At 47.1% G+C, this 25,376-nt stretch carries 36 protein-coding genes; 2 read left to right on the plus strand and 34 right to left on the minus strand.

Annotated features, from left to right (window positions below; genetic code table 11):
* Positions 1–624: 624 nt before the first annotated feature.
* The 20 genes from JKP77_RS16720 to JKP77_RS16815 form a co-directional block, all read right to left on the minus strand.
* Positions 625–1,167, minus strand: a complete 543-nt coding sequence (locus JKP77_RS16720) for a GNAT family N-acetyltransferase (RefSeq protein ID WP_338024884.1) — start codon at positions 1,165–1,167, stop codon at positions 625–627.
* A complete protein-coding gene (locus JKP77_RS16725) occupies positions 1,127–1,393 on the minus strand; it encodes a hypothetical protein (protein ID WP_246601244.1) in 267 nt (88 codons plus the stop codon). Before JKP77_RS16725 ends, JKP77_RS16720 begins: the two co-directional genes overlap by 41 nt.
* Before the next feature lie 96 nt (positions 1,394–1,489).
* Positions 1,490–1,945: a GNAT family N-acetyltransferase gene (locus JKP77_RS16730; RefSeq protein WP_218312302.1), complete on the minus strand. Its 456-nt coding sequence runs from the start codon at positions 1,943–1,945 to the stop codon at positions 1,490–1,492.
* A gap of 12 nt (positions 1,946–1,957) precedes the next feature.
* On the minus strand, positions 1,958–2,398 hold the full coding sequence (locus tag JKP77_RS16735) for a YqaA family protein (protein ID WP_246601245.1): 441 nt from the start codon (positions 2,396–2,398) through the stop codon (positions 1,958–1,960).
* A gap of 126 nt (positions 2,399–2,524) precedes the next feature.
* Positions 2,525–2,893: a hypothetical protein gene (locus JKP77_RS16740; RefSeq protein WP_218312303.1), complete on the minus strand. Its 369-nt coding sequence runs from the start codon at positions 2,891–2,893 to the stop codon at positions 2,525–2,527.
* A gap of 141 nt (positions 2,894–3,034) precedes the next feature.
* Entirely contained in the window at positions 3,035–3,460 is a 426-nt protein-coding gene (locus JKP77_RS16745) for a hypothetical protein (RefSeq protein ID WP_218312304.1), read from the minus strand.
* Positions 3,461–3,528: 68 nt separating this feature from the next.
* The gene (locus JKP77_RS16750) at positions 3,529–5,067 is read right to left on the minus strand and encodes an AbgT family transporter (RefSeq protein WP_218312305.1); all 1,539 of its coding nucleotides are present in this window, start codon (positions 5,065–5,067) and stop codon (positions 3,529–3,531) included.
* 149 nt (positions 5,068–5,216) lie between these two features.
* Positions 5,217–5,693, minus strand: a complete 477-nt coding sequence (locus JKP77_RS16755; RefSeq protein WP_218312306.1) for an energy transducer TonB — start codon at positions 5,691–5,693, stop codon at positions 5,217–5,219.
* A 123-nt stretch (positions 5,694–5,816) separates the two neighbouring features.
* Entirely contained in the window at positions 5,817–6,287 is a 471-nt protein-coding gene (locus JKP77_RS16760; protein ID WP_218312307.1) for an NYN domain-containing protein, read from the minus strand.
* Positions 6,288–6,346: 59 nt separating this feature from the next.
* Positions 6,347–7,177, minus strand: a complete 831-nt coding sequence (locus JKP77_RS16765) for a DUF6920 family protein (RefSeq protein ID WP_218312308.1) — start codon at positions 7,175–7,177, stop codon at positions 6,347–6,349.
* A gap of 360 nt (positions 7,178–7,537) precedes the next feature.
* The gene (locus JKP77_RS16770; RefSeq protein ID WP_218312309.1) at positions 7,538–7,858 is read right to left on the minus strand and encodes a hypothetical protein; all 321 of its coding nucleotides are present in this window, start codon (positions 7,856–7,858) and stop codon (positions 7,538–7,540) included.
* A 97-nt stretch (positions 7,859–7,955) separates the two neighbouring features.
* Positions 7,956–8,774 carry a DUF817 domain-containing protein gene (locus JKP77_RS16775; protein WP_218312310.1) on the minus strand — a complete coding sequence of 273 codons (819 nt, stop codon included), beginning with the start codon at positions 8,772–8,774 and terminating at the stop codon, positions 7,956–7,958.
* A gap of 119 nt (positions 8,775–8,893) precedes the next feature.
* Positions 8,894–11,737: a PAS domain-containing protein gene (locus JKP77_RS16780; RefSeq protein WP_246601246.1), complete on the minus strand. Its 2,844-nt coding sequence runs from the start codon at positions 11,735–11,737 to the stop codon at positions 8,894–8,896.
* Between the two features lie 692 nt (positions 11,738–12,429).
* Positions 12,430–12,672 (minus strand): hypothetical protein, encoded by a 243-nt coding sequence (locus tag JKP77_RS16785; protein WP_218312311.1) that lies wholly within the window; start codon positions 12,670–12,672, stop codon positions 12,430–12,432.
* Positions 12,673–12,823: 151 nt separating this feature from the next.
* Positions 12,824–13,051: a hypothetical protein gene (locus JKP77_RS16790; protein WP_218312312.1), complete on the minus strand. Its 228-nt coding sequence runs from the start codon at positions 13,049–13,051 to the stop codon at positions 12,824–12,826.
* 146 nt (positions 13,052–13,197) lie between these two features.
* Positions 13,198–14,232 (minus strand): DUF2157 domain-containing protein, encoded by a 1,035-nt coding sequence (locus JKP77_RS16795; RefSeq protein WP_218312313.1) that lies wholly within the window; start codon positions 14,230–14,232, stop codon positions 13,198–13,200.
* 40 nt (positions 14,233–14,272) lie between these two features.
* On the minus strand, positions 14,273–14,509 hold the full coding sequence (locus JKP77_RS16800) for a hypothetical protein (RefSeq protein ID WP_218312314.1): 237 nt from the start codon (positions 14,507–14,509) through the stop codon (positions 14,273–14,275).
* A 39-nt stretch (positions 14,510–14,548) separates the two neighbouring features.
* On the minus strand, positions 14,549–14,869 hold the full coding sequence (locus tag JKP77_RS16805; RefSeq protein WP_218312315.1) for a hypothetical protein: 321 nt from the start codon (positions 14,867–14,869) through the stop codon (positions 14,549–14,551).
* A 110-nt stretch (positions 14,870–14,979) separates the two neighbouring features.
* The gene (locus JKP77_RS16810; RefSeq protein WP_218312316.1) at positions 14,980–15,453 is read right to left on the minus strand and encodes a DUF3592 domain-containing protein; all 474 of its coding nucleotides are present in this window, start codon (positions 15,451–15,453) and stop codon (positions 14,980–14,982) included.
* Positions 15,454–15,773: 320 nt separating this feature from the next.
* The gene (locus JKP77_RS16815) at positions 15,774–16,172 is read right to left on the minus strand and encodes a hypothetical protein (RefSeq protein WP_218312317.1); all 399 of its coding nucleotides are present in this window, start codon (positions 16,170–16,172) and stop codon (positions 15,774–15,776) included.
* Positions 16,173–16,712: 540 nt separating this feature from the next.
* Between JKP77_RS16815 and JKP77_RS16820 the strand changes: the two genes are divergently transcribed.
* Together JKP77_RS16820 and JKP77_RS16825 are read left to right on the plus strand one after the other, a co-directional pair.
* A complete protein-coding gene (locus tag JKP77_RS16820) occupies positions 16,713–16,937 on the plus strand; it encodes an SND2/TMEM208 family protein (RefSeq protein ID WP_218312318.1) in 225 nt (74 codons plus the stop codon).
* Positions 16,934–18,034 (plus strand): methyl-accepting chemotaxis protein, encoded by a 1,101-nt coding sequence (locus JKP77_RS16825; RefSeq protein ID WP_218312319.1) that lies wholly within the window; start codon positions 16,934–16,936, stop codon positions 18,032–18,034. The genes JKP77_RS16820 and JKP77_RS16825 overlap by 4 nt, the downstream gene beginning before the upstream one ends.
* Before the next feature lie 209 nt (positions 18,035–18,243).
* Here JKP77_RS16825 and JKP77_RS16830 read toward each other — a convergent pair whose 3' ends face one another.
* The 14 genes from JKP77_RS16830 to JKP77_RS16895 all read right to left on the minus strand — a co-directional run.
* Positions 18,244–18,609, minus strand: coding sequence for a cupin domain-containing protein (locus JKP77_RS16830; protein WP_218312320.1), 366 nt, complete (start codon positions 18,607–18,609; stop codon positions 18,244–18,246).
* Positions 18,610–18,720: 111 nt separating this feature from the next.
* Positions 18,721–19,170: a GNAT family N-acetyltransferase gene (locus tag JKP77_RS16835; RefSeq protein WP_218312321.1), complete on the minus strand. Its 450-nt coding sequence runs from the start codon at positions 19,168–19,170 to the stop codon at positions 18,721–18,723.
* 160 nt (positions 19,171–19,330) lie between these two features.
* Positions 19,331–19,627, minus strand: coding sequence for a hypothetical protein (locus JKP77_RS16840; protein WP_218312322.1), 297 nt, complete (start codon positions 19,625–19,627; stop codon positions 19,331–19,333).
* A gap of 135 nt (positions 19,628–19,762) precedes the next feature.
* Complete coding sequence (locus JKP77_RS16845) at positions 19,763–20,197, minus strand: energy transducer TonB (protein ID WP_218312323.1); 435 nt, start codon at positions 20,195–20,197, stop codon at positions 19,763–19,765.
* Between the two features lie 75 nt (positions 20,198–20,272).
* A complete protein-coding gene (locus JKP77_RS16850; protein ID WP_218312324.1) occupies positions 20,273–20,638 on the minus strand; it encodes a hypothetical protein in 366 nt (121 codons plus the stop codon).
* 125 nt (positions 20,639–20,763) lie between these two features.
* A complete protein-coding gene (locus JKP77_RS16855) occupies positions 20,764–21,498 on the minus strand; it encodes a hypothetical protein (RefSeq protein WP_218312325.1) in 735 nt (244 codons plus the stop codon).
* Positions 21,499–21,595: 97 nt separating this feature from the next.
* Positions 21,596–22,102 (minus strand): GNAT family N-acetyltransferase, encoded by a 507-nt coding sequence (locus tag JKP77_RS16860; RefSeq protein WP_476726939.1) that lies wholly within the window; start codon positions 22,100–22,102, stop codon positions 21,596–21,598.
* Between the two features lie 62 nt (positions 22,103–22,164).
* Complete coding sequence (locus tag JKP77_RS16865; protein WP_218312327.1) at positions 22,165–22,383, minus strand: VF530 family protein; 219 nt, start codon at positions 22,381–22,383, stop codon at positions 22,165–22,167.
* 201 nt (positions 22,384–22,584) lie between these two features.
* Positions 22,585–22,764 carry a hypothetical protein gene (locus tag JKP77_RS16870; protein ID WP_218312328.1) on the minus strand — a complete coding sequence of 60 codons (180 nt, stop codon included), beginning with the start codon at positions 22,762–22,764 and terminating at the stop codon, positions 22,585–22,587.
* Between the two features lie 157 nt (positions 22,765–22,921).
* Positions 22,922–23,182: a hypothetical protein gene (locus tag JKP77_RS16875; RefSeq protein WP_218312329.1), complete on the minus strand. Its 261-nt coding sequence runs from the start codon at positions 23,180–23,182 to the stop codon at positions 22,922–22,924.
* Positions 23,183–23,311: 129 nt separating this feature from the next.
* Positions 23,312–23,641 carry a hypothetical protein gene (locus JKP77_RS16880; RefSeq protein WP_218312330.1) on the minus strand — a complete coding sequence of 110 codons (330 nt, stop codon included), beginning with the start codon at positions 23,639–23,641 and terminating at the stop codon, positions 23,312–23,314.
* Between the two features lie 86 nt (positions 23,642–23,727).
* Positions 23,728–24,090 carry an iron chaperone gene (locus JKP77_RS16885; protein ID WP_218312331.1) on the minus strand — a complete coding sequence of 121 codons (363 nt, stop codon included), beginning with the start codon at positions 24,088–24,090 and terminating at the stop codon, positions 23,728–23,730.
* 127 nt (positions 24,091–24,217) lie between these two features.
* Positions 24,218–25,147 carry a hypothetical protein gene (locus JKP77_RS16890; RefSeq protein WP_218312332.1) on the minus strand — a complete coding sequence of 310 codons (930 nt, stop codon included), beginning with the start codon at positions 25,145–25,147 and terminating at the stop codon, positions 24,218–24,220.
* The coding region (locus tag JKP77_RS16895) for a hypothetical protein (protein WP_218312333.1) at positions 25,111–25,376 on the minus strand (266 nt) is incomplete at its 5' end. The genes JKP77_RS16895 and JKP77_RS16890, both read right to left, overlap by 37 nt.

Consider the following 25,376-nt stretch of genomic DNA (forward strand, 5'->3'; position numbering starts at 1 on the left):
TTCGATCTTGTGACTGCTGTGAGCAGTGTGTGAAAGAAGTTTATATTCCAGGGATCTATTACAAAGACGCAGTTGAGTTTGAACCGACATTTTCAGACCGTTGTAAGGAGAACGGCACCAGAATTCTTGTGCGGGAGTTCGTGCCCGAGTCGCATGAAGTGCAACCTAATTCAGGATGTTGACGCTGTGCAGTTTGGTCAGCTCCGTGACAGGCTTGCAAACCAAGCTAGGCAAGTGCGACGTTACCGCAGCACCATGGTTTTTTCAGCTGTGCCGAAATGAGGGGGGGATGCCGTATTATTCGTTATCTGAGTAAACGTGAAAAGTATGCAGGAAATAAGATCAGTGACGTAAGCACGAGTGACAGACAACATAGAAACAGGTCAGTATTTAGCTTTACCTGGTTTTTTCTCGTTCCCTGCGTAATCGTTGTTTAAGAACGGATGAGACTGGGAAATCGTTAAGTGACTTTCATATATGAATTGGCTTCGCTGCGACCAGCATTTGCTGCGAGCATGCTAAAAAGCAACAATCCAGCACAGATAAGACTGTGTTGTAAAACGTTACCTTCTATCATTTTTTTAGCCAGGAAGCTACGCCGACGAGAGCGTGTGTAATTCAGCACTACTGCGAGACGATATACCGGGCTACTGTCGTATCACTCAGGGAAACTGTGTTGATTAACTCACCGCCACAGCGCTGAATTGTTGCCGCAGAGGCGGCGTTATCTGCGTAACAATGAATATGCACATCTTCAATGCCGCGTTGTCGGGCACGCGCAATGGTTTGCTGCATCAGATACGCGCCCCACAGTTGCCCTCTGTATGAGGGGCGGATCCCCAGACCAATATGCCCTCCGGCCTCTTGCAACCCTGCATTCAGGAAGTGGCGAAGGTTGGATACGCCTGCGAGCACCCCGTCGATAATTAACCAGTATGTTGTGCTGGGCACATAACCTTCAGGCAGGTTTCGCCCAGTAGCAAAATCCGCGATTTTTGCCAGCATGGCCGGGAAGTCACTGTGCTCGAAATCCAGCGGGAAGGGGTAGCGCTCTTCCTCTCCCAGTTCGTCGATATACTCACAATAACTTTGCTGATAGGCAATGTCAGGCAAAACAATGTTAATGTCATTCATTGTCGTCAGTACCACCACGTTTCGATGCGGCACGCAGCGCCATCCTGCATCGCAAACTGCTTATCAGGGTATAAATTACCAGTAATCCGCAAATTACCGCCACAAAGCCGGCAGGGGCAAACATCAGCACCACACCGGATTTATAGCCGGCAATGGCCATTACACTGCAAATGATGCAAATAGCGCCTTCAATCAGCAGACTTTCCCATGGCAGCGAATAGTCGCTGTCTATCGGGCGGGCGTAATGGTTGATTTTCATCGCGTACTCCATTCCTTAGCGTATTGGGTGATGAGCGCGGCTGTGTCCGTCGTCCGCGCGATAACTACCATCATAACGCAGTGAAACGCCGCTGTATTAAACTTTCTTGTTGTTATCAGCGGCTTGTTGCGCGGGGTAGCGTAGATGATATTCAAGCGCATCTTCATCAACTCTTTGAAACCCCATGCGCAGATAAAGCTGCAGGGCAGGATTTTCTTTCAATACTGATAGCGATACGCCAGCGTCCGGATGGGTTGTTATGAGTTGCCTGAGGATTTTCGTCCCATAGCCGCGGTTTTGAAAAGAAGGGGCAATCTGCAGCTGCAACACCTGTACAGGAACACTCGATGCGTTGTATTTGAGTGCGCCTATATTAACGCCCTCCAGTTCAATGATATGTGCAAGTTCATACCGGTGCAGCACACGCTGCATATGTTCTTCTGTAGTCAGGTTACGTCCGGCACGAATGAGGTGCTCGCTCATGGTTTGCTCGCGAACACTAAGAAGGTATGGGATATCTGAAGGTGTGGCTTTTACAAAGACAAAGGACATAATTTGGGTCTGTTATGCTGAAAGCACAAGATAGGCTACTACGACATATCTGGCAAATTTCCCTGCCGTTACCAGTATGAGAAACCCGCTGATAGGGACCCGCAGTGCCCCGGCGATGACAGTAAGCGGATCGCCAACAACTGGTACCCACGCAAAACACAAAGATAACAAACCGTATTTTCGGAAACGCACTTCTGCACGCTCAAAGGAGGCATCACTCATACGCAGCCATTTTTGCACAACCGGTCTCGCAGCCCATAAGCCAAGGGCGTAATTGGTTAACGAGCCAAGCACATTGCCGGTGGTAGCCGCCAGCACCAGTGTGGTAGGAGGCTGACCTGATAACAATAACGCACTTAACACCAGTTCACTGCTCAAAGGCAGAATAGTCGCAGCCAGAAAAGCGGATATGAATAAGCCCGGAACGCCCCACTGTGCGAGTGCTTCCATCATGGTGCCACGTACCAGTCTGAATAAGCAGGCCCGGAATCTGATGTTATCCTGAGTGTATTAATCGGGCTGTGAGATAGAAACCGACCGGCAGGTGCATTGCCTGAAGCGTAAAGCGTGTGTCGTGCGTTACACATAGCCTGCTTCACGATAGCGCGCAAATCCTGTTGCGGTGAGCGTTTGCAATTCAGTAAACAGTGACTCATCAACCTTTGAAAACTGAAAGCAGGATTTGCCCTGCATTCTGCGTTTAAGCGGCGCAGATAATTCATCGAGCAGCGCGGGAAAGACATAGACAGGCATCAGGTGATAGCTTACATAGCGCTTTTTAATTTGCACCGCGCCAAAGAAAAGTGGCTTCCGGTTTTTCATGATGTGATGCGTATTGAGCCAGTAATTATCGGCGGTATCCGCTGTGCACTCAAGGTGAGGCGCATACGCGCTTAAAAGCGGCTTGAGTCTGTTAAACACAGCCGTAAAGGTATCCGCTGATGCCATCAGATTTTTCCTTTTTGTGATAGCGATCTCATTGACGCTATGTATCCGGGAACCGCTCAGTGGTGGCTACTGTTTACGAAGGCTAGTTGGTCCACGCAAAATAGTAAGCGTGCATCAAACCGGTTACCTGATTTCCCGAAGTTACGGCACATGCTGCTGCAAAGCTGCCAGTAACGTCTGCGGCTCGTCTGTACCCAGGCGTAGTCGTGAGCCGTCTTTTCGGGTTACTTCCACCGCATCCAGACCTGACACAGCATATAGCCAGCCATGGGGAGTAAAGCGGATGCCAAGGCCAAAGTACCATTTGTTGCGCACTACACTGACTGCCGCAATATCAGAAACCGGGAGCTGTTTTTTCCAGAAACCAAAACTAAAATGCCAGGTAACAAACTCATTGTCGACGGCGATGGTTTGTGATGAAAAAAGCAGTGAAGCCGGAACCAGAATGACAAGCGCAATCCAGCTGGCGTTAGCGGCAACGCCACCCTGAGAAAAGATGATAAGCAGGGCGGCTGCGGCAAAAAATATCAGTATCCAGGTGCCGGGTTGAGTATGTTTGTAAGTCATCCTCGTGATTCCTGTTTTCAGCGAGTTTGCCGCGTATTCAACTCAGGCTGAATACGCGGATAGATTGCCTAGGGCGCAATGTATTCATAGGATGCCTGAATTCCCAGCGGGATCCCAAGGCTCCAGTAAATAATCAAAAACAGTGTCCATACCACCAAAAAGCACACTGAGAATGGCAGCATCATTGAAGTGAGCGTACCAATGCCTGTCGACGTAACATAGCGCTGACAAAATACCACTACCAGCGGGAAGTAAGGCATCAGCGGGGTGATAATATTAGTACTGCTGTCACCGATGCGATAGGCGGCCTGAGCCAGATCCGGGGAGATCCCTAACTGCATCAGCATTGGAATGAATATCGGTGCAAGCAATGCCCATTTCGCTGAAGCTGAACCAACAAATAAATTGATCAGTCCTGTCAGAAAGACAATGCCGGTGATGGTAATGCCCACAGGCAGTGACAGCGACTGCAGGAAGTCGGCGCCTTTTACTGCCAGCAAAATGCCTAAGTTAGACTGACCAAACGCATAGATGAACTGGGCAATACAGAACATAATAACCAGGTAGTAACCCATGCCCTGCATGGCTTTGGTCATGCCTTCGACAAATTGCTTGGAGTTACGGATACTGCCAATGACGAGGCCATAAACCAGCCCGGGAATTAAGAATAACAGGAAAATCAGCGGCACAATCGATTTCATCAATGGCGCTGTAAAAGACGTTAGCGAGCCGTCATCCCCGCGCCATGGCGAGCCTTCATAAGAGGCGGTGAGTGCCAGAATAACAATTCCGATGACCACCGCAACAAGAGACCAGCGAAGTGCGGTGCGCTCATCGTCATTTAATGGCTCCATGCTGGGCAGATCTGACATATCGCCATCAACAGGATTATTTTGTAATTTCGGCTCTACCAGTTTGTCAGTGATGAACCATCCGAGAGCAGTGACTACCAGCGCTGATGCAGTGGTAAAATAGTAGTTGTTAAGGGGGTTTAGCGTCACAGTAGGATCAAGCAATTGTGCACCAGCCTGAGAAATACCCTGCAGCATGGGATCAAGAGCGGAAGGCACGAAGTTCGCTGAGAAGCCACCGGACACGCCGGCAAACGCTGCTGCAATACCGGCAAGAGGGTGTCTTCCAGCTGCATAGAAAATAACGCCGCCAAGCGGAATAACCAGTACATATCCGGCATCTACCGCTGAGTGGCTGACAATACCGATAAGAATAATCATAGGGGTAAGCAACCATTTGGCCGTTACCGACAGCAGTGCGCGCAGGCCCGCGTTGATAAAACCAGAATATTCGGCAATACCGATACCCAGCATGGCAACCAACACGACACCTACGGGATGAAAGTGCGCAAAATTCGTTACCATAGACGACATAAACTGGGTTATTGCGCTGCCAGCCAGCTGATTATTAATCGCCAGCGGTTCGCCGGTTCTGGGATCGGCAACATTAAAATCGATGCCGGATAAAGCCCAGGAGAGTACCCATACCACAGCAAGCAGAATCAGAAAAAGCACAGCGGGGTCGGGAAGTTTATTTCCCCAGATTTCCACCTTGTTCAGCAGGCGTTGAACCAAAGATTGGCGCGTTTGTTCCATAACGTAACACTCTTATCATTATTATTGGTGAGATGCTCTGGTCCTGTTTAGCAGGGAAGAGCATCCACGTATTTTCTGTCAGCCATAAAGCTACTTGAAAAAGAGAAAAAGTTACAGATTAAAATGGCAGGGTAACCAGTAATTCGGGCTTAGGAAATCGGCTCAATCCCACACTTCTCGCGAGCAAGGTCGACATTTTTGGAATTGCTCACAACAAAATCCAGTTGTGTCGATGTAAGCACAGGCTGTTTATCACTATTGGTTGGTGACGGTTCCCAGCGCCAACGCGCCAGAGCTGCCAACGCGTTGTCTTCGAACGTGTTGGCGGGGAACGCGTTTACGATACGGTAGCCTTCGGGTTTCCCGGACGCATTAATACTGTACACAATCTCCACGCAGCCTGATACCCCGGCAAGCGCCGAGTGCATAGGATATTGAGGATTTTTCGAAACGGTTTTTACCCAGTAGTCCTCAACCTTATTGCGATCGGCTTTGGCGGTAAAATCAGGGTATTCTGAAACATCGATAGTAGATGCGGGGCGTGAGGAGAGCGAAGTATCAGAAGAATCCGCAGACTGACACGCACAAAGTATTACTGAAGAAAATAAAATGGGTACGAACTTCATTGGTAAATCCTTTTACACTCGTTAAGTTGTTTTGCAAAGCCTGTATCAGGCTGAGACTTAAAGCGAAATACTATTACTCAGACCATGAGAAACGGCATTCACTTTTTTGTTAATACAGCAACGCTACATTAAAAGTTCTTCCTCTATGGGAAAAAAATATGTGGCAGCCTGCTCCAGGGAACCGGCAGTTAATGCAGGCACTCCGTACACTTCCACCTGTTTGCCTTTTTCGCGCAATGTTGTTGCGAGCAAATCGAAGTCGCCGTCGCCGGATACCAGCACGATAATGTCTGCTGATGCACCATGTTCTAACGCGTCGATTGTGATACCCACGTCCCAGTCGCCTTTCGCTGAGCCGTCCGAGCGCTGAATAAATGGCTTTAGTCGCACGTCAAAGCCAATGGCTCTGAGGATATTCTGAAATTCGCGCTGTTTTGGATCGCCGCGATCGATAGCATAGGCAAACGCACTGACAACGTTTCTGTCAGCCGTCGCCCGACGCCAGAACGCATTGTAATTGAAATTGCGCTTATATGCCTGACGCGTGGTGTAGTAGACATTCTGTACATCGACAAACAATGCTACATTTTTCATGTTTCAGCCTGTTTTTCAGTAAGTGCGCTGACCATACCACAGCCGACATAGCTTCCCCATCAAAAGCGAAATTTTATCTGCGTGATATCGCCTTTCCACACTACTACCAGGTTTTTGCTATCGTACCAGCCTACTTCTGCGTACGTTGGGACTTGCATGCCTTCGTACCAGGCATACTGCGAAAAGTGCCCCTCCCATGGCGTGGGTTGGTAACCGCCGCGAACTTTCCGGTAACGGGCTGGCGTCGACACTTTGGTCACAGCGCCTTCGTTGTCAAAATGAAAGAGCAGAGAAACGGTAACTTCAGACTCGCTGAGCGTAGCTAGCGCACTGCTTTCATCAACGGCAGTCCAACTGACACCGTTCTGAGGCAACAGCAATGTGGGATACCATACTGCTTCTGCCAGATAGCGGTGCAGCGCGGCTTCATTAAGTTGCGGAAGGCCTTTATCGGTTGCGACGGTAAGTAAGGAAAATACACTGACCCGACTTAAACCGATGCCGTGCAGCACGCTGTCGATGACGTTTACACTTAACCAGGGAAGTACGCTGATATCTGCATTCCAAAGAAATCCTGTTGGTGTTGCTATATGCCGGGCAGTGAAGGGCATCCATCCAGATGATCTCACATCGGTTTTGAGCTTACCGGTTTGAAGAAAGCTCACTTGTGTGATGAAAGGTTGCCCGTCGGTGAGGACAAAACGAAAATAGCGTTGGACCGGAGGCGGAAGGGCAGATAGCACTGAGAAGTCAACGTTTGAAGACGGCTCTTCACGGCTTTCGAGTTCTTTGGTCAGTTGTCTGAGAAAGGAACGCCGACATAATGCGGCGACATAAAACGCCAGCGCCACAATGGCGACCACAATTATCAGGTATTTCAAAGGTGTCATGACGACAGTCTCATCAGTTTCACTGGCCCATTATATCCCTGATAACACAAAGGGCGACTTTACCAGTAAAATACGCCTGCAAATTTGACGTTGGAACAGCATGCCAGCCCCTTATCAAATGAGAACGTGAGGTCGAAAGCATTCCCAGATGAAACATGCTGATATGCTTGTGCGGTGACAATACGTTACCAATGCGTGTCTGCCTTTGCGGGTTTCAATTATAGACTTACTCAGCGCCGAGTACGCTGTGAGAAACCGGCACCTGTAAATTGCCGGGTGTATAAACTAGTCAATAATACTGACCTGCATCGCGGTTAAGCACCGGCTTCGCTTTTGCAGGTACCGCAATGCTTATGTAAATCAGGAGGCGTCTTGTGGTTGTATCATGCGATGAACGGCGTACAGCAATATCACTACCACTGCACAGAAAATGCGGTTAACCGTGATGACATTCTGATAAACATTGCCAGAAAAATAGCCGCTTTGTACCCGGGCGATGGCACTGGACAGCGCAAGGGGAAGCTGCATAACCAGCATCGCTTTCACGTTGTATGGGGCGTTGGGAAGAAAGCGGCGATATAGCCACAATGCCAAAGTCACGGTAATAATTAGGATGGTGTTATCGTAAGCCGCCAGCCACCACCACTGTACACTGTTGCCGTCAAAATCCGGTACGGTCATGAAATAGCTGTTCAGGGGGAATAGTTTGCTGCAACGCTAAACGCCAGTACCAGCACAATGAGTAGCAGGAGCACGCACACAAATGGCGTGAGGTATCTCATTGCTGCTTCGCCTCAACCACTGATATTGAGGCCGGAGCCCGTCGAATGTGTAGTTTGTTAATCAGTGAGACCAGTACAAAACTAAGCAGCATTAACAGATACCATGAGCTGAGTTTAGACAGAGACACCATACTCCATGTTGCAGCCTGATCCGGATAAATCCAGACGTTGGTATACGTCGCGATATTTTCGGCAAGCCAGATAAACAGCGCTACCAGAAACCAGCCGACCAGTAACGGCATCTGCCTGTACGTGTGGCTGATCTTAAAATAAACCGTTGTGTTGTAAAACAGTACACCAGTAAAAGCCAGCAATACCCAGCGCAGATCAACGATATAATGATGGGTGAAGAAGTTCAGATAAATCAGGGCTACCAGCGTAACCGTCGCCCACTTGCCCGGATAGTTGCTGTATTCAAATTCGAAAATTCGCCACACTCTGGCGATATAACTTCCTACTGCACTGTACATGAAGCCGGTGAACAGCGGGACATTACCAATGCCAAACACGTAGGCTTCCGGGTAAGACCAGGAGCCAATGCTGTCAGAGGTTTTAAAAATCTCCATGATGGTCGCCACAATATGAAACACCACGATCACCACAGACTCACGCAACGTTTCCAGCCGGGTGATCAATAGCAAAGCCTGAAACGCGATGGCTGCGAGAAATATGAAATCGTACCGGTGCAGGCCCTCAATCGGATACCAGTACCGGGTTACAATCATAACGGCTAGGAGAAATCCGCCAAACAAGCATGCGTAGGCTTGTTTAACGCCAAAGAGCCAGAATTCATACAGGGCTGATTTAATTTTCACAATACGACAATAGACAAACTGAGAAACGATATAACTGGTGCTATACGCTAGCGTATTTTACATCTCATTTATACATCGGAAACGGCAGGAGGGCCTGCCAGCGTGTTTGCGGTTGTGAGCTAACGTTGTGAGCGGCGCTGGGCTTTATGTTGTCTGACGCTGTCTACTATTGGCATTAAATCATTCAAGTCCAGCGGCTTTACCAGATGATGATGAAAACCAGACTCTTTCGACCGCTTAATGTGAGAAGGTTGTCCCCAGCCGGTTTGTGCCACAAACACGGCGTCTTTCAGGGCAGGCAGTTTTTTCAGGGCGATGCACAGGTCATAGCCGTTCATACCGGGCATGCCAATATCAAGCAGCAGTAAATCCGGGGTATATTGCTTAACGGCATTCAGTGCTGTCGGGCCATCCTCTACAACAACAACCTCACAGCCTTTGGCCTCAAGGATCCAGCCCATTGTGATAGCGGCATCCTGATTATCATCCGCAATAAGCACCGATAAGGTCTGGTGATCCACAGTATCGTCGGTAAATAAAGCGGCTTTCGTACCAGCACGTTTTTCCGCCGCAACGCGCGGGAAGGTGACTGAAATGCAGGTTCCCTGGTCTTCACCTTCACTGTGCACAGCCACGGTGCCTTCGTGCAGTTCAACTAAGCGTTTAACCAGGGTTAACCCTATACCCAGCCCGCCCTGAGAGCGCTCAAGTACCCCGTCAATCTGCGAAAATATATCGAAAATGTCATTTATCTTGTCTTTTGGGATCCCTACGCCAGTATCTGTAATGTCTACTGTCACCGTTGTCTGGCTGGTATCCACTTTTATTTCAATCTGTCCGCCGCGGGGCGTGTATTTGGCGGCATTGTTGATAATGTTGGTAAAAATTTGTGCAAGCCTGACCAAATCACCATCCACCCAGGCATCGTTGCCGGGATAGCGAACCGTCAGAATATGGTTGCTCTCATCAATCATGGACTGCACGCTTTCAATCGCATCCCGAATGGCATCACAGATATCAAGAGGCGATCGTGACAACCGGATTTTACCCCGGGTAATGCGCGAGACATCCATTAAGTCGTCAACCAGGCGCACCATTTGCGTAACCTGGCGTTCAACCAGTAGGAACGATTCCTGTTTCTTATCTTTAGAGAACATGCCCGACTGGAGGATCTCCACTGCGTTTCGTATAGGAGCCAGGGGATTGCGAAGTTCATGAGCCAGAGTGGCCAGAAACTCGTCTTTGCGTTTATCCGCCTCCTGAAGTGCGGTAACGGCGTTTTGCTCACGTGTAATATCTACGCCAACACCAGGGAAACGCACAGCCTTTCCTGATTCATCATAAATTACGCGGCCGCGAAAAGATCCCCACCTTATACTGCCGTCTTTTTGCAAAACACGGTACTGCTGGTCGTACGGTTTACCCGTTGCAATGCTCTCCTGGATCGCGGCTTCAATAACCGGAATGTCTTCTGGATGAACATACTCAAGCGGACGTTCAATGGGAACCCCATATGCGGTTTCCTCCGGGGTCAAATTAAACAGCTCGCCAAGGCGCTGATCTGCAGTGAACAGGTTTTTTTCGATATCCCAGTCCCAAATGCCGAAGCTGTGAGACGCTTCAAGTGCGATACGCCGGCGCGCTTCAGCTTCTCTGGTCATCTTTTCCGCTTCATTGCGTTCAGTTACATCACGGGTAGAACCGGCGATTGCTTCAACATTGCCGTCGGCATCCAGTACGGGAACAAAGATATAGTCGTAAGTTCGCGGCCCTAAGGCACCGTGGAAGAATACGTCACTGCGAATTGGCTTTTTAGTTTCAATAACCTGCTTGATTTCACGCATGTGCATATCTGCGTGCCACTTCTCGTACCCCAGTTCGTAGCAGTCTTTACCAATAGCTTCATCCCACATTAAGCCCCATATCGCCAGTAAGGCGTCATTTACATAGGTAAAGCGTCCGGATAAGTCGAAGGTGTAAACAGGGTCGGGATTATTTGAAAGCACGGCTTCGTAAAGCCGTCGTTGCTTGTGCAGGCTTTCGGTATTTTCCGTTAAGGCATCTTCGGCCTGCACCCGCGCCCGGTTTTCCTTACAGTGCTTAACGACTGTCGGCACAGTAAAAGAAAAGGCATCGACAACCTGTAGATCACACGCAGCGGGCGGCGCACAGCGGGTGTAAAACACAGAGATGACACCGACGATGCGCTGATCTGTCTGTGAAAACACAGGCTTACACCAAAACGCCTTGAAGCCAGCGTCTGTAGCATCCCCGATAAAATCTGGCCAGTCATCGTGGTGCGATAAATCGTCAATCACAACCGGCTCACCGCTTTCCATGCAGGCGGCCCAGGGTGAGCGAGATTCAGAAAGTGCTAGGTTAAGCCGTATTCTGATGCTTTCAGGCATTTGTGGCGATGTCACCGCGGTAAGCGTAGTTTCATCCTCATCTATCAAACTGATGGCAGCGCAAAGGCTGTGTGGGGCTTGTTTCTCGAGGCCCTTTAGCAGCGGCAGTAAAATCTCTTGTTGTCCTTTTCCGCCCAGTGCCAGGCTAAGCGCCTGTTGTTGACTGTCAGCGACAATATCCTTTCTGCGGGTGGCTGAGCATTCGTGAAACATAAGGCACAATGTTTCATCGTCGACCCTGAGTACTTTCATTGACAATAAGATTTTATTTGAACCAAAGGGAATCTCCAGTTGATTCACTTTTCCGTGTTTCAGCGCGTTGTCAAAAGCGTGGGTGAAGCTGGAGAGGGCAGAGTCTGAAAAGAAATCGCTGAAGGGATGACGCAAGGCGGCGGACGAGTTGAGTGACATGATTTGCTCTGCTTGCTGGTTCACAAATGTGATCCGGCAGAGTTTATCGACCAAAATTATCGCGTCCGATGCGTTGTCGGCGATACTCATGGCTAAAAGGCCGGGCAGGGTGTCTTTTTTCGTCGCAATTCCTGGTTCGCTCAAGGATCTCTCAGTATTCTTGTACTCCTGAGACTATCCTAAATCAGACGACAACAGGATGCGACCTATTTGCAAAGTCTTTAACGATAATTCCAAAAACGGTGGAATATTGTGGCCTGACTGTAACTGCAACGTGCAGTTACTCCTTATCCTGAGATTTGTTTTTCTTTGCCGCAAACAGCAGTGCGCCTACGAACAATATAAAAATGATCAAGCCTGCGGAAAGTAAAATACTGATGATAGAGCCCATATCGTAATGTTTCCCTTAATAAGTACCCGCCCCAGTGAGGGCATTGTTGACAGGCTGTGCCAGACCAAAAGCATTTTGTTCACGCTTAGCCCGCCGCTGATTACACGCTTTTTCGGCTGAACGCGGTCTGCTCCGTCTAACGAATTGTATAATCCGCCTTCTAAATTTAAACGAAAGTCCTCGTTTACAGTAAACAGAAGCTCTCGTGTAGAGTAAGAGGGAAATCCTCTTGTATGAACACAGCCTTACACCGAACAATGTCACACGCCGAATGCAGATAAAAAACGCACTCACCTGCTATCAACATTTTCGCGTATTGTCATGCCTGGCTACTGTATTCATAGATCAATATCCTGATATCGGTTCTTTTACGTCGCAAAATAATCCTTCGCACAACGCTTTAGCTATCAGCGCCTCAGCTCTTTGGATGAAAAAAGGGGCGCGTTCAGTCAAGAATATCGGCAATAAACGCAGCAATAGTGGCGGCAGTCTCTTTATTTTCTTCAGCATGACGTTTTTCTGCTTTCGCAGAAGTACAAAGGTCGTAGGTAGCGTCTACAGATCTTGCTGCTTTGGCGACGCGTTGAGAGGCGTTTTCTCGGCAGTGTGAGATGTCAGCAGACTCATCGCGTACGCTACATCCGGTTAACGCGAAGGTTGTAACTAAACAGAGGAATACCGGTTTCATGTTGCTATCTCCTTATTCTGAATTAACTGAGGATCCCGCGATTTCATCTGCGTCGGCGGTTTGGTGAGCATCTGACATTGCCACATCGGTCAACGCTATTGCCTGTATGAACCGATGTCTGCTGTACCGGGAAAGCCACCATAACGCGTAGTTACCACAACATGGCAATAACCGCGACGGTAATGATCGCTGAAAAGATACCGGCAACAATGCATCGTGTTTCGGCTTCGTCATGCTTTTGAGGGTAGTTTCCCAGAGTGAACACTTTCAGTGTGAAGCGCCCATACCAGTAAATAGCAACCTCCAGGACAGCTTCAATTAGCAGCCATTTCAACATACGAAGGGCAAAACGCCCCGGACCTGATGCCATATCTTCCATGTTTACTTCTCCATTCATGGCGCAGAAAATCGAGTAGTGTAGCGGTTGTCTGACTTGCCTCGCTGAAATCGGGCGTGATGCCGGATGCCGTAACGACATTGTGTTGATAGCTGACCAGCGACTTTTTTGAGACCGCTTGTGCGCGGCTACGGGTTAAGTTTCGATTCCAGCAGCTCTCGCAGCGGCACAGGCAGTGACGCGCGGGCGCGTTCGGAAATGGATTTTTCGTGTTTTTGCCACAGAATGCCCAAATACACGATCCCTAGTCCGATTGCCGTCAATGCTACCGGGAACAACCAGCTGTCTTCAAATACGTTGAATGCCAGATGACCGAGATAACCACAGCTGCCGAGCGCACCAAACACCACAAACACCCGGCGTACCAGTAATACCCCCACAAAAATCATTGTCAGATTAATCAGAAAGTAAAAAAACTTCGATATTTCATTGTCTGATTCCTGCAATGATAAGCCACACCAGAATGCAGTCACTCCAAATAAGTAAAGCCAGAATGCATAATCTGCGGTGTGTCGTGAACGAATATCTACCCAGAACGCCAGTGCTGTCATCAGTAACCCGGTGTAAAGTGAAACCAGTTGCCTGAGTTCCCAGGAGTGATCACCGCCGGAGATAAGTGCAGTAATATCCATGGTCATATACCACAGCGTGACGGCAACAGGCATGATCAGAAAAGGGTACTTGTAGCGCCACGCGACTATCGTGCCCACAATCAGAGTGCCCAGCTCCATATATAGCCAATATGCCCGTACCTGACGGTGATAATCCTGATACTGCGTGCTGTCAGGCCAGATGCCAAGCCACTGCTGCACACCGTAAATTGCCAGCGGCGTCATACAGACAACAAAAGTGGCGCAAATGCCGGCCGGAATAATGTGGTTTTTTGCTGCAAAGCGATGGGTTAGCATCAGGCCGGCGGCGGCATACAGCAACGAGATAATCACAATTCCGGCACCGCCGAACGACTCCCAACCCAAATTCATAAACAACGTCATTGCCCCAATGGCAATTAATCCGCCGAAGTAATAAAGCACGTGAGTAAAAGAAAACGTCGGTTTTTGCTGCGACTGCTCAGTGAAAAAAGCCAGTAAATCATTAGCCTGTTGCGCGGAAATGATATTGCGCGACACGGCCTCTGTTAATGATTTCTTCGATACATCCATGGTGCTTTCTCCTGTCTTACCCTGTAAATAGCACGCGTTACTATTTCATATCACAGGAACATCCTACGGAGCCATCGGCATTTTCCCATTCCCGGAAATAACCACCAGAGCCCGCCGTTTGTCCTGGTTGCGCCTTGCACTGCATTTTCAGCTGATTGCAAAACGAGGCGCTCTGGCCGGTTTGTATTTTGGCTGCCCGCTCCATGCCAATTCGTGCGAAAGGTCCGCCAACACAGCCAGCTAACAGTAATGCTGTTAGCATAATCAGATATTTCATTGCCCAATTCCTAATTCAAAAGCCCGCATTTCGTGAGCATCAATGGATAACAAAGGAGAAGATGTAGACGCCTGCGACCATAGCCGCTACATAGCAGGCTGCAAAGCAGGAGTTAATGATTAGCAAGGCACGCCAGCCTCTGCCAGTGAAGTTTTCTGAGGCTCTGATTTTCTTACTGGTCAATCTGGTACAGCTGTACAGCAGAATGACAGAGGCGCTTAACAGGAAAAAAAACGCACCGATTGCGCCAATGCCAGGTGAAATACTGCTACCGGCATAATCAACCGAGTGAAAAACCGGAAGTAAAAGCAACAGGCCCAGCAGGGTAAAGGCAAATCCGTACAGCTGCGCTTCTTTCATGGCTGCACTGTGGCAAAAGTATGTGAGTACATTGAACCGTCCTTAGTCAGTAAAAGCTTGGCCACTGGCAGAGCCGGTAAGTTCTGCAAAAATTAGGCGAAGTGGCGTTGCTATTCCAGGTATCCTAACAACCCCATGATGGTAACTACAACAGAAACTATCAATGCGAATGACGCCAGAATCACTTCACTGTATCGTTTGTTATTGCTTCTTGCGCCAGTCATTAATACTGCGTTTTGTGGGTTATTAGGGTCATAGAACACGGTAACATCGCTGTTTTGTGGGTGGTCTTCGGCAAATCGGACTGTCTCAGGATACATCAGCGTATAAAACGCTATCCGATTACCGTCGAAAGCTTTTCCATCCACCTCATAACGATAGGAAACCGTCAGACGCTCTGCATCTTCGGACTTGCCAGCGATATTCCGTTTTCCCCACAAGGTGACGCTAACCATGTGGCCCTGAACACCTGGCCAGTGTTTGCTTGTATCTGCATTTCTCAGATTTTTACGTGCAAAACGAAGAAACCACAGACAAAACACGATACTCAAAATGCCTGCGATCGCAGGCGTGCTAAAGTTCATATGTTGTCCCGGCAAGCGATAAACGTTGTTATTGTAGTAGAATGAAACAGATTACGGACTGTCTCACTGTGTTGTACAGAAGCCAATGCGCTTATGCATGTGTGTCGACACCTGAGTCTGGCGGGCATGGTCTACGCCGCAATGTTTTTTTCTGACAACCGAGCCTGAATAACCGACGCGCACAATCATCGCGCCGATGCCCGCCAAAGCTAACGTCGCAATAAACTCACCGAACAAAATAAAATCCAACACCGACATAATAGCGAAAGAAAAAACGGCACGGCGACAAAAACATGCGGAGTGAATACCGTCACGGCGTGTCAGGCTAGTCGCTTTTCAAGCCACTTGCTGTTGTCGTTCTCAATGACTCCGCCGACAAACGGGATAAACAGTTTATTGCCACAAAAGCCTTTCCTAAGCTCCATCCAGAAATTACCTTCTAACCGCTCTTCAAACTCATCAGCGTCATTTGTGTTCAGATACACATACTTTGTTAACGTAAGATGCCCCAGGCTGTCCAGTCGATACATTGAAATATAGCCCTTCCAGCAACTTGAGTCTGGTTCACATTTGTCCTGATTCGCTTCTACGGTGAAAGAGTAGGGGGACCATGGTCTGTCGGTCGAAGGGTCCTGAACGCAAACGCCGTACAGATAATAGCCATCGAGGTGGATGTCATCGCGTTCATTGTGTAACACGTCTGAGATTTGCTCAGTCATAGTGAATAGAACCTGTTGTTACGTCTTGGGAGGCAGCAGAACCTGCGCAAAAAGCGAAATGCTCCTTGTGACATGGTCCAACGCCGTTAGTGTTTGCTCTAACAGTGTCAATTGCAGCCCATATGCGCTGGCCCGTCTCAGGGCATCATGAATCAAACCGGCCTGAAGCAATTAGGTAAATATAGTGATTTTTCAGCGTGTTGCATAGCCAACCATCTTCGCTCCAGCTTTCATCTGGTAATCCGCCACGAGCGTCCAGCCCTATAACGCCCGCAGGAATATGCAGCGATGATATTGAGGTAAAGCCGCAACAGAAAAGGCGTCGGCGCGGTTGATAGCCTTATTTTCCAGGTCCCACGGAACCAGCCAGTTGTCATACATTCTTCCTACTTAAAGGAACCGCAGTAATTCTCCCGGAGCAAGTAACACCTTCCCAGGGACGGTAACCTGTTGGCTATTAATTGGAATTCAACTAATTACTAATAGTTGTTAGTAGTTTGTAAAGTATAGTTCGTAGGTGAAGTTCCTTGAGGAAAAATCATGAGAAAGTACTACCGACTGGCACTGGGTTTCAACGCTGTATCTATAGTAGTCGCTTTACTATTTGCGATAGGAAATGTAAGCCTGCTGATTTTAGCTGTGACGATGGCGGGAGCGCTGGTTTGTCTGATAAAAATGGAACATTTGTCGAGAGAGAAAGTTAACTTTTTGAACAGGTTCTCGACGCAATTCCAAATCCACTCTCTGTCACTGACATGGATATGAAGTGGACATTTGTAAATCGAGCCGCTACCGATCCTCTTGGCGTAAAGCGCAAAGACGTGCTCGGTCAACACTGTTCAAATTGGGGAGCAAATATCTGTAATACCGAAAAATGCGGTGTGCACTGCTTAAGACAGGGAAAAAAGGACACTTTCTTTAACCAGTGGGGTAAAGATTTCCATGTCGACACCAGTTACATCACCGGCTTAGACGGCAACAAGATAGGCCATGTTGAATATGTGCAGGAGATATCAGAAAAGGTTGCATTAAAAGCCGTATATAAAGATGTGGATGCCATTAGTGAAAGCCTCACAACTGGTGCAAGCGAACTTAAAATTGCCAGTAATGCGTTGACTGTAGGGTCAACGCAGCAGGCAGCCTCTATTACCGAAATTGGTAAATCGCTCAATGAGATCCTTACTCAGGCGAATGACAACGCAGATCGTGCTTCAAGGGCCAGTGCAATCTCGTCTGACGCACAGCGATCCGCGACCATGGCCACTGATGAAATAAAGGAACTCGAGCTTGCCATGCAGGAAATTAATCGCTCCAGCGAAGCGATTAGTGACATTATCAATGTTATTAACGACATTGCATCGCAAACTAATTTGCTTGAACTTAATGCTTCCATTGAGGCTGCCAGGGCAGGTGAAATGGGGCGCGGTTTCGCTGTGGTAGCAGATGAAGTCAGAAAACTTGCTGAGCGAAGCACAACTGCGGCCAGTGAGTCGGCACAGTATATTCAGTCATCCGTAGTGAATGTCGAAAAGGGAAATGTTATATCTCAAAAATGCGTGAGAGCATTGAGCGAGATTGTTGAGCACGTGACGAGTATTTCCGGCACCATAGAAGAAATAGATAGCGCATCGCAAAGTCAGGCTAAAGGGTTGAGCCAGGTAAATCAGGGAATGACAGAAATTGATGGCGTGATCCACTCAACGGCAGCGTCTGCAGAAGAGACTTCTCTGTCTGCTACCGAACTGAGCGAGCTTTCAGTGAAACTTCAGGCTCAGTTAGAAAGCATGAGAAAAATTGACGGACTTATTGATGATATTGACACAAAAAATACCAACCTGATTGAGGTGAAAAACGTGGCATAGAAGAGGGTGGGAAACGCCCGGTTTTCTAAATAAGTTAGAGCTGCTCACGCTCCGCATAGGGGCACAAAAAGGTAAAGTGATACGGAGCCGAATCGAAGTGTATGGCGTGTTTTTGCTGGACACCTAGCGCTCGCAGAAGGCGTGGCGTTGGAACATAGGCGGTACTGAAACAGAAAAGGCCGGGGCACGGCCTGCACTTGATAACGGTTTTATATCCAGACATCGTTTTCAGCAGTCTGACTCCCGGTCTTCTCACCGGTATTCACAACGCCCCGTGGCTCGATAAGCAACACTTTCGCCTCATTTTCAGCAAAAGGCTTATGCTCGATTCCCTTGGGCACAACGTACATTTCGCCCTCTGAGAGATTCACATGCCCGTCTCTGAAATCGATTCTGAGACTGCCTTCCAGCACGATGAAGGTTTCATCTGTATCTTTGTGATCGTGCCATACGAACTCACCCTGAATTTTTACAACCTTAAACTGGTAGTCATTCATCTCAGCGATCACCTTGGGTGACCACTGTTCATTGAATAGTCCCAACTTATTCTTAAAATTTATCGCCTCATAGTTCATCTTAGTTTATCCGGCTGCGGTTAACGTTACGGGGAAGGGTAAAAACAAAAAGTCGCTCGCAATGCGTTGCTGTGTCTGCGTTCTCGCGAACAAAATGTGTGCATTGAGTTGCTAAACGTAATGCAGCTCCATAATAGTCTCATCAAATTCGTCTTGCTCAACAACTGCGAAGCCAAAGCGTTCGAAAAAACGTCGCATGACATCGTGACCTTCCACGTAACAAATCGAAATAGAATTAAACCCGTTCAGCGATTTTATTTCTGAGATTACAAGCTCTGTTGCCTGAGAGCCATAGCCCTTTCCCTGATGATTAATGTCAATTATCAATTGATCAATAAATATCTCGTTTGGCTTGTTCTCTTCGATATTAGGATAATACTGGATAAAGCCGACAGGCATATCATCCAGATAAATGCCTCTGTTTATGTAATGTTCATGGAACTTAGAGGCCGCAATTGCTTCCGATGGCAATGCAACGTAATTTTCCTGTTCTTTAGATATTTCCAGGTCAATCATATCTAACCAGTTCTCTTTGGTAATATCCTTAAGCTTTATTTCCAATTGAATCATCCTTCCATAAACAAACGTAAAACGCCTGGTCCAGTGGGTACAAATACGTATTAAGCCCGGAGGGTACAATTACGCAGACTAAAATTAGTCGCAACGCAACAGAGCCTATGTCTTGTGACCTGGCAAGCGACAAGTTTGTTTGTTCAGAAACTTACGGCTGAGCACCAATAAGCCAAGGCATTGATGCACCCAGCACAACCGAAACCAACCCACAGATGAATCTGGAAGTGGTCATTGCGCTACACTTTGAATAAAGAAATAAACCGGTGAGTAGTGCCAAAATGGACCAAAGGATTGAGCCCACACCAAAAATGTACAGCGCAGATTGATTCACTGACGTTGTATATGTTGGCCCTGCCAGCCAGCGTAACATCAGTGCTACGATCAGCCCCAAAACAGGCATAACGGACACCAGAAATACCCTTTTCTTCGTGATCCATTTTAACATCGTTGCTTCCTTGTGCATGATGGACATAACTTTTACTTAATCGTTAGAAAACACAGCGCTACACACGCGAAACGGCGCTGTGTTTACATATCAGCCGGCGAAGGCAAAATCACATAAGTGATTGAACTATGATCACTACTCGCACGCCATAGTTGCCTGTTGCTTGCACTTGGAAGCCGCTTCTTCTTGGGAACTACCGCCCATACAGAAATCCAGCCGCAATAACTTTTCTTCGCTCTTTGGAGACTTGCCGTTTGCTAATGTCCAGTTCCAATCTTTAATTACTTCACTTGCAGGTTTTGAAATAACCTTTCCAGGAACAGAACTTATAAGTTTGATACTTTCGGTTGAACCGCTCTCATCAACCACGACATTGAATATGCCGCAGCCAGCGATACCTTTCATAGCCAGCTCAACCGGATAGCGAGGCATGAACTGCTTCTCTCTAAGCCAGGTGCTTTCAGAGTGTGCGGGTTCTAATAATGTTAATTCTACCGATGCATAGTTATCGCCAGCAAGTGCACCGGTGGACAACAAACAAAGTGATAAAATTGTATTCCTGTAGCTCATAAAGCCTTCCTTAGTGAGATCACATAAAATCCAACGTTGTGTTCCGTTAACGCCGTGAGCGCCAACAGTTGATTGTTAAGTGCGTTTAAACGCACTTAATACGAAATAAATACTCAAAAATAGCGCAGATACGAAAGCTTGTACCAGGAAAACAATAAAACCACCAATAGACCCCTGCGGATCCGCTACGCTGGCGAGGAAAACAAAAGCACTGGATAGGATAATAAACGCAAGAAGTGCTGCGTTTGCAATAAGCAGGCTCATACTTTTCTGTTTGACAAAATGCATGAGCGAAAAAATGACGAGGTAAGGAAAACTGAGAAGGGCTAACCCTAAAAGGTTTCCTGAATCAGACGAGAAGCCTGGCTGTAGCAAAACTATCGTGACCAGCGGAGCTATCCAGCTCGCTCTTTTAAGTACCGTTTCCAAACTATTGTTCATTGTGTTCACATCCTTAGAGCACATTACGCCCACATAGCAGACAATATACATAGGCTACAATACATGCGAGGGCGAGGAAACCTTAGTGTTTGCGTAACAGCGAGAGCAGCGGGGGCTAATAGTCATTATGTTTCAAACCGGCGAAGTGTAAATGTGTATTCATCACTCACCGCAACACGCGTAACCTCACTGCTTTTGTTTGGCCGGTACTTCCGCCAATTCCATTCTTCATCGATCAGAATTATGTTTGATAGACCGAAGCGACGCATATCTTCAACAGAGTAATCCCAACCACTTGTTTCGTGGCTGAAGATGCGTGCTGCTTGATCCCACAAGGTCAGATTACGTTGGCCATAGACAGTAAGAAGGTTATCTACTTTCAGCTTTTCAAATAATAGTGTTTCCCTTTCTCTCATTGGAACAAGGTATTCAGAAATAAAACTTTCTGGTAATTCACTGGTGTTCCATTTTTCCTGCCACGCACTACCGTGCCATATAAGGACAGAGTCTTTTCTGAGGTATTTATTTTTTGCAGCAGTAAAAATGTAGTTTGCACAAGATGATGCACAAAGGTCAGCTACCTCTACATCCAGGTTGTTCTGCTTAATCCATTCGCCAAGTTGCATGCCTACGCCGATATCTCCACCTGGGCTCGATATTACGAGTTTCCCGGGCTTTGTATCTGCTTTACGAAAGGCGTCAAAAATGGCCTGATTCAACGCCTTCGAGACAGTACCTTCATACACTAAGACCCCATTCCTGATTCCTGCGAATGCTGGTTCATTTTCCGGGTTCTGCTCATTTTTTATTGATGAGCACGCGGTAAGGGTGAGAGCAATTGCTACAAGTAAAAATCTCAAATCAATTCCTTTTGAAATATAACGCTAAGCTTAAAGGCATATACGTGGGTGTAAGGACGAAGCCGCAACGGAAAAGCGATAGCTATGTCTGGCCTTGTTAGCCCTGAGCTGAGAATGCCTCATGGTAAGTCACTTCGCCTTTTGGGAATTCACCGGAGAACGATAGTGCCTGAAAATACGCTGCAGGCACTCCGGGAAATACCAGCCCATCTATAACCTTAAACCCAAAGCGACCATAATAAGCAGGGTCTCCCAGCACCACGCAGCCAGATGCTTCCATTTTCTCAAGCGCAGCAAGCGCGCTCTGCATTAGCTGAGTTCCAACACCGAGCCTTTGACATTGAGGAAGAACAGAGATTGGACCAAGCCCAAACCAGCCCGTTACGCCAGTTGAAAGCGTGACCGGAGATATCGCAACATGACCAATAATTTCGCCGTTAGCTTTAGCCACTTTAGAGACGGTCAGTGCTCCCGCACGGCGGAGGGCATCTACAATGAGCTGCTCAGTATGATCAGCGTGAGGCGCGCTTAAAAACGCCTGTTTGGTGATCTGATGTATTCTCGCTTCATCACCTGACTTTTCGTTACTTATTTCAATATCCACGCTTGACCTCATAAACGCCTAACGACTGAATACAGAGTTTTTTTATACAAAGCTTCACTCAGTTACGTAAATGTATCTATGTACAACGACTCTACTTTATCCCTGGCCCACTGTGTTTTACGCAAAAATTTTAATGATGATTTAATAGAAGGGTCACTGTTAAAGCAATTTACCCTTATTCGTTGATATAAACCATTCCACCCGTAGTGCTCATGTAACCGAGTCAGAATCGCTTCCAATGTGAGCCCATGCAAAGGATTATTGGGTTGTTTCTGATTCATCAAATACCCTGGAAGTTAAATTAGATAAAGCAGTTTAACAAAGTAAAAGACTACAACCACTAAAGAAAGCCAAACTGAAAATTATTAAATGAAGAGCAAAAGCACAGGGCTGTAATCGCGCAGAGGTGCTGAGTTTTGGTTCCAACACTCCGCGCGCGTTTGAATTTGGTTGTTAGCTGACGTGACTAAACTTAACTGCCTTTAAACGCCCGCCATTTTTACAAGAAAAAGGATAAAACCACCGCCTAATACAATTGCTAGCGCAATCATGATTTTGAGCGCTTGTGACTGTTCTACTGATTTGAAAAACTCTACGATGCCAATAGGCCCCAGCCCGACCAGCTTTTTGGTCGTTTTATCGTCTTCATCCTGATTTTTCACAATGAAACATCCTTAATTCGTCGTAAATCTGCCGTCCGCTAACACTGCTTTTGGGCACAAACACATATACTAAAATCAGGAACGAAGTGATGCAGCCTATGTATTAGCGCTCTAGCGAGCGACGCGAGAGACATTAGTGGTTTGTTATACACAGAGGTTAAATAACTTTTTTGACTGGTTTGGCAAACCACATAATGTGTGAACATTTCTTACATGCAAGGATGGATACGCTCTCATTTGCCCAGTCTAAGTTTAAAAACGTTAAACCAGCAGTATTTAACTGGGCTTCGCCAAGTTCGAAATGTTGGTAGCCACAATGGACGCATTGAATTTTGGCGTCATTAATTTCGTACTCATCTGACTGAAGAGCCTGTGAAGCCCCTTTAATACCTTTACTTAATTTACTAATGAAACTCATATTTTGAGAATCCTTTTCGTATAAAACGCCCCAATCAGGGACCAGTTCATGCAGGCTGAAATACGCAAGGAAGTGACGGGTGCCTGCGTGTTTGTGTCTAAGCGAGCGGAGCGTGTGTTAACGGGGTTGTTAGTTGCCATATGCTGTCTTAAGAATAACCACGACCCCGGCGACGATTGCTGTGGTATAGCTAATGGCAAGGAGAGAGTTGATAACCAACAGAGCACCCCACCATTTACTAACAAATCCCTCCTTTAGACGAACTTCTCTACTCCATAGCCGGAAGGAGCTACTTATTAAAATTACAGCTGATGTAAGTAGCATGAAAAAAACCAGAACTATCCCAAAACCAACGGTTGGTGCGGAGTCGGTTGGATCAGAAATCCTGTGTGCAAAAGAGTAGAGATAAACACTTGCTAAAATGGTTATTAAAAGGCCGCTTATTTGTGCTGATTTCATGAGTCTCCCTGGCAACTAGCGCCAATAGCAGCGGGGCGCGTAAGCGTATCCAGCCCGAAGGGCGATGCTGCCTTTTCTTGTTAGGTCTATTTCCATTTGACTCCCTTTGTCTCTTTTTCAAACACGCGTAGCTGAGCAATTTTAGTAACTAGATTTTTAGGAATAGGCTCATTGATAGAAAAGCGGACGGTATTTTGTGAAGAAATTCGAGATCCAAGCTCATCTTGTAAATGTGAGATGACCGATGGAGTAGGGTGGAGACTAATATGATTTTTTGCAGCAGCATAAACATAGAATATGCCATTATTCACCAAAGCTGGCTTACCCCACTTTAACTCGTCACCTGCATTTGGGGTTGCTTCTATCAGGTAGTTACGCAATTCATTCAGCCGTTCTTGTATTTCTTTAGGTTTAGACCAAATATATTCTTGAACACTTTTAGGTTTCACTGCACTTCCCCCCGATTAAATCTTCCGCCTCACTTTGGGGCAGTAACAGGTGGGCTTAAATTGGAGCGAAGAGACAGAGCCCACGTATTACTGTCCTGGCATGCTTGCGACAGACTTAATGCAATTGTTAGATGTTCTCACTTATAAACGCCAAAACATCATTGTGTATTCTTAAGTCTGTCCCGTGGCCTATATTTTCATAGGTTCTGAATGTAACGTTTGCGTTTTGCTTTAAATATTCGTTTTGACAAGCTTTCCAGCGATTTGGCTGCATAACTTTGCCTAGTGCTGAGTAAATAGTCGCCTTTTCTGAGTCCGAGTAGGCATCGTCGAATTTCGCTGAATCGTTTGTGTCATTTTCGCCCATAAAAAGAAGTTGAGGTAAGGCTGACCATTGCTCTTTATCAAAAGCTCTACCAGTTATTTCCTTAAAGTCATTCAGCCCTAAAGGATAGTTTAGTTCTTCTTCGTTCAATGCGTTTGAAGGTAGCATAAGAATACCGTTTAAGCCGCCTGCGACAACAACTTGAAGAGAGTCGGGGTGCAGTAGAGAAAATCTGTTCGCAAACGTACCTGATGCAGAAAACCCCGTCATAATAACTTTTTCATTTACAGTGACAGAGTGGGCTTCCAATACAGATTTTGCTTCGTTGATCATCGCTAGTAACTGGAGGTCAATCCTTTTTAATTTTCCTGACTCTACTAACATTGTATCTCTATCCAACGCATGCGTGTATGTTTCCCAATCTTTCTCTGGCCTGGGAAAAGCAGGAACAAGGATCGGTGCTTTTAGCTTTTTAGAAACCCACGGACCCAAAGCGTTTCCGAGAACTGCTTTACGGGCACTATTGCGGTGGATACTGTAGTCGTCCGAGACATTTCCAGTATTGTTCGTTTCAACAATCAAGTAATTCGTCTCGGTTACTTCAGGCACTTTCAAAAAGAAAGGATAGAAAAAACCTTTATCGGGGTTGGCTTGAACTTCCACTACAAGGTCTGCGGCGCAGAGGTTACTTGATACTATAAAAAACAATAAACAAAGAATCTTTTGGGGCATCCCTCTTCCTTATTTTCAAGCATTCCAGGAGAACATCTAAGGCCCACATAACGGGCAAGAATACGTAGGCTACAATACCAAGCGAAGCGCAGGGAGCCTAGGTGATTTTGTCTCAGTTCGCCCCGCGCACGTTTTAATGTCGTTGTTATAACCCCCGAATTCATATAGTAACTGCAACGCCCCCCAAAATTAAAACGGTGAGCTATCGTTACTTCTCCATTTTCTTTCC

This window comes from Alteromonas antoniana, assembly GCF_019249295.1.
Taxonomy (GTDB): domain Bacteria; phylum Pseudomonadota; class Gammaproteobacteria; order Enterobacterales; family Alteromonadaceae; genus Alteromonas; species Alteromonas antoniana.

Coding starts and splice junctions, on each gene's coding strand:
- JKP77_RS16725 (WP_246601244.1), bottom strand. CDS start 1,393: ATGAAAATCAACCATTACGCCCGCCCGATAGACAGCGACTATTCGCTG.
- JKP77_RS16730 (WP_218312302.1), bottom strand. CDS start 1,945: ATGTCCTTTGTCTTTGTAAAAGCCACACCTTCAGATATCCCATACCTT.
- JKP77_RS16735 (WP_246601245.1), bottom strand. CDS start 2,398: ATGATGGAAGCACTCGCACAGTGGGGCGTTCCGGGCTTATTCATATCC.
- JKP77_RS16740 (WP_218312303.1), bottom strand. CDS start 2,893: ATGGCATCAGCGGATACCTTTACGGCTGTGTTTAACAGACTCAAGCCG.
- JKP77_RS16745 (WP_218312304.1), bottom strand. CDS start 3,460: ATGACTTACAAACATACTCAACCCGGCACCTGGATACTGATATTTTTT.
- JKP77_RS16750 (WP_218312305.1), bottom strand. CDS start 5,067: ATGGAACAAACGCGCCAATCTTTGGTTCAACGCCTGCTGAACAAGGTG.
- JKP77_RS16755 (WP_218312306.1), bottom strand. CDS start 5,693: ATGAAGTTCGTACCCATTTTATTTTCTTCAGTAATACTTTGTGCGTGT.
- JKP77_RS16760 (WP_218312307.1), bottom strand. CDS start 6,287: ATGAAAAATGTAGCATTGTTTGTCGATGTACAGAATGTCTACTACACC.
- JKP77_RS16765 (WP_218312308.1), bottom strand. CDS start 7,177: ATGACACCTTTGAAATACCTGATAATTGTGGTCGCCATTGTGGCGCTG.
- JKP77_RS16770 (WP_218312309.1), bottom strand. CDS start 7,858: ATGACCGTACCGGATTTTGACGGCAACAGTGTACAGTGGTGGTGGCTG.
- JKP77_RS16785 (WP_218312311.1), bottom strand. CDS start 12,672: ATGAAACCGGTATTCCTCTGTTTAGTTACAACCTTCGCGTTAACCGGA.
- JKP77_RS16790 (WP_218312312.1), bottom strand. CDS start 13,051: ATGGAAGATATGGCATCAGGTCCGGGGCGTTTTGCCCTTCGTATGTTG.
- JKP77_RS16795 (WP_218312313.1), bottom strand. CDS start 14,232: ATGGATGTATCGAAGAAATCATTAACAGAGGCCGTGTCGCGCAATATC.
- JKP77_RS16800 (WP_218312314.1), bottom strand. CDS start 14,509: ATGAAATATCTGATTATGCTAACAGCATTACTGTTAGCTGGCTGTGTT.
- JKP77_RS16805 (WP_218312315.1), bottom strand. CDS start 14,869: ATGAAAGAAGCGCAGCTGTACGGATTTGCCTTTACCCTGCTGGGCCTG.
- JKP77_RS16810 (WP_218312316.1), bottom strand. CDS start 15,453: ATGAACTTTAGCACGCCTGCGATCGCAGGCATTTTGAGTATCGTGTTT.
- JKP77_RS16815 (WP_218312317.1), bottom strand. CDS start 16,172: ATGACTGAGCAAATCTCAGACGTGTTACACAATGAACGCGATGACATC.
- JKP77_RS16820 (WP_218312318.1), top strand. CDS start 16,713: ATGAGAAAGTACTACCGACTGGCACTGGGTTTCAACGCTGTATCTATA.
- JKP77_RS16825 (WP_218312319.1), top strand. CDS start 16,934: ATGAAGTGGACATTTGTAAATCGAGCCGCTACCGATCCTCTTGGCGTA.
- JKP77_RS16830 (WP_218312320.1), bottom strand. CDS start 18,609: ATGAACTATGAGGCGATAAATTTTAAGAATAAGTTGGGACTATTCAAT.
- JKP77_RS16840 (WP_218312322.1), bottom strand. CDS start 19,627: ATGTTAAAATGGATCACGAAGAAAAGGGTATTTCTGGTGTCCGTTATG.
- JKP77_RS16845 (WP_218312323.1), bottom strand. CDS start 20,197: ATGAGCTACAGGAATACAATTTTATCACTTTGTTTGTTGTCCACCGGT.
- JKP77_RS16850 (WP_218312324.1), bottom strand. CDS start 20,638: ATGAACAATAGTTTGGAAACGGTACTTAAAAGAGCGAGCTGGATAGCT.
- JKP77_RS16865 (WP_218312327.1), bottom strand. CDS start 22,383: ATGAATCAGAAACAACCCAATAATCCTTTGCATGGGCTCACATTGGAA.
- JKP77_RS16875 (WP_218312329.1), bottom strand. CDS start 23,182: ATGAGTTTCATTAGTAAATTAAGTAAAGGTATTAAAGGGGCTTCACAG.
- JKP77_RS16880 (WP_218312330.1), bottom strand. CDS start 23,641: ATGAAATCAGCACAAATAAGCGGCCTTTTAATAACCATTTTAGCAAGT.
- JKP77_RS16890 (WP_218312332.1), bottom strand. CDS start 25,147: ATGCCCCAAAAGATTCTTTGTTTATTGTTTTTTATAGTATCAAGTAAC.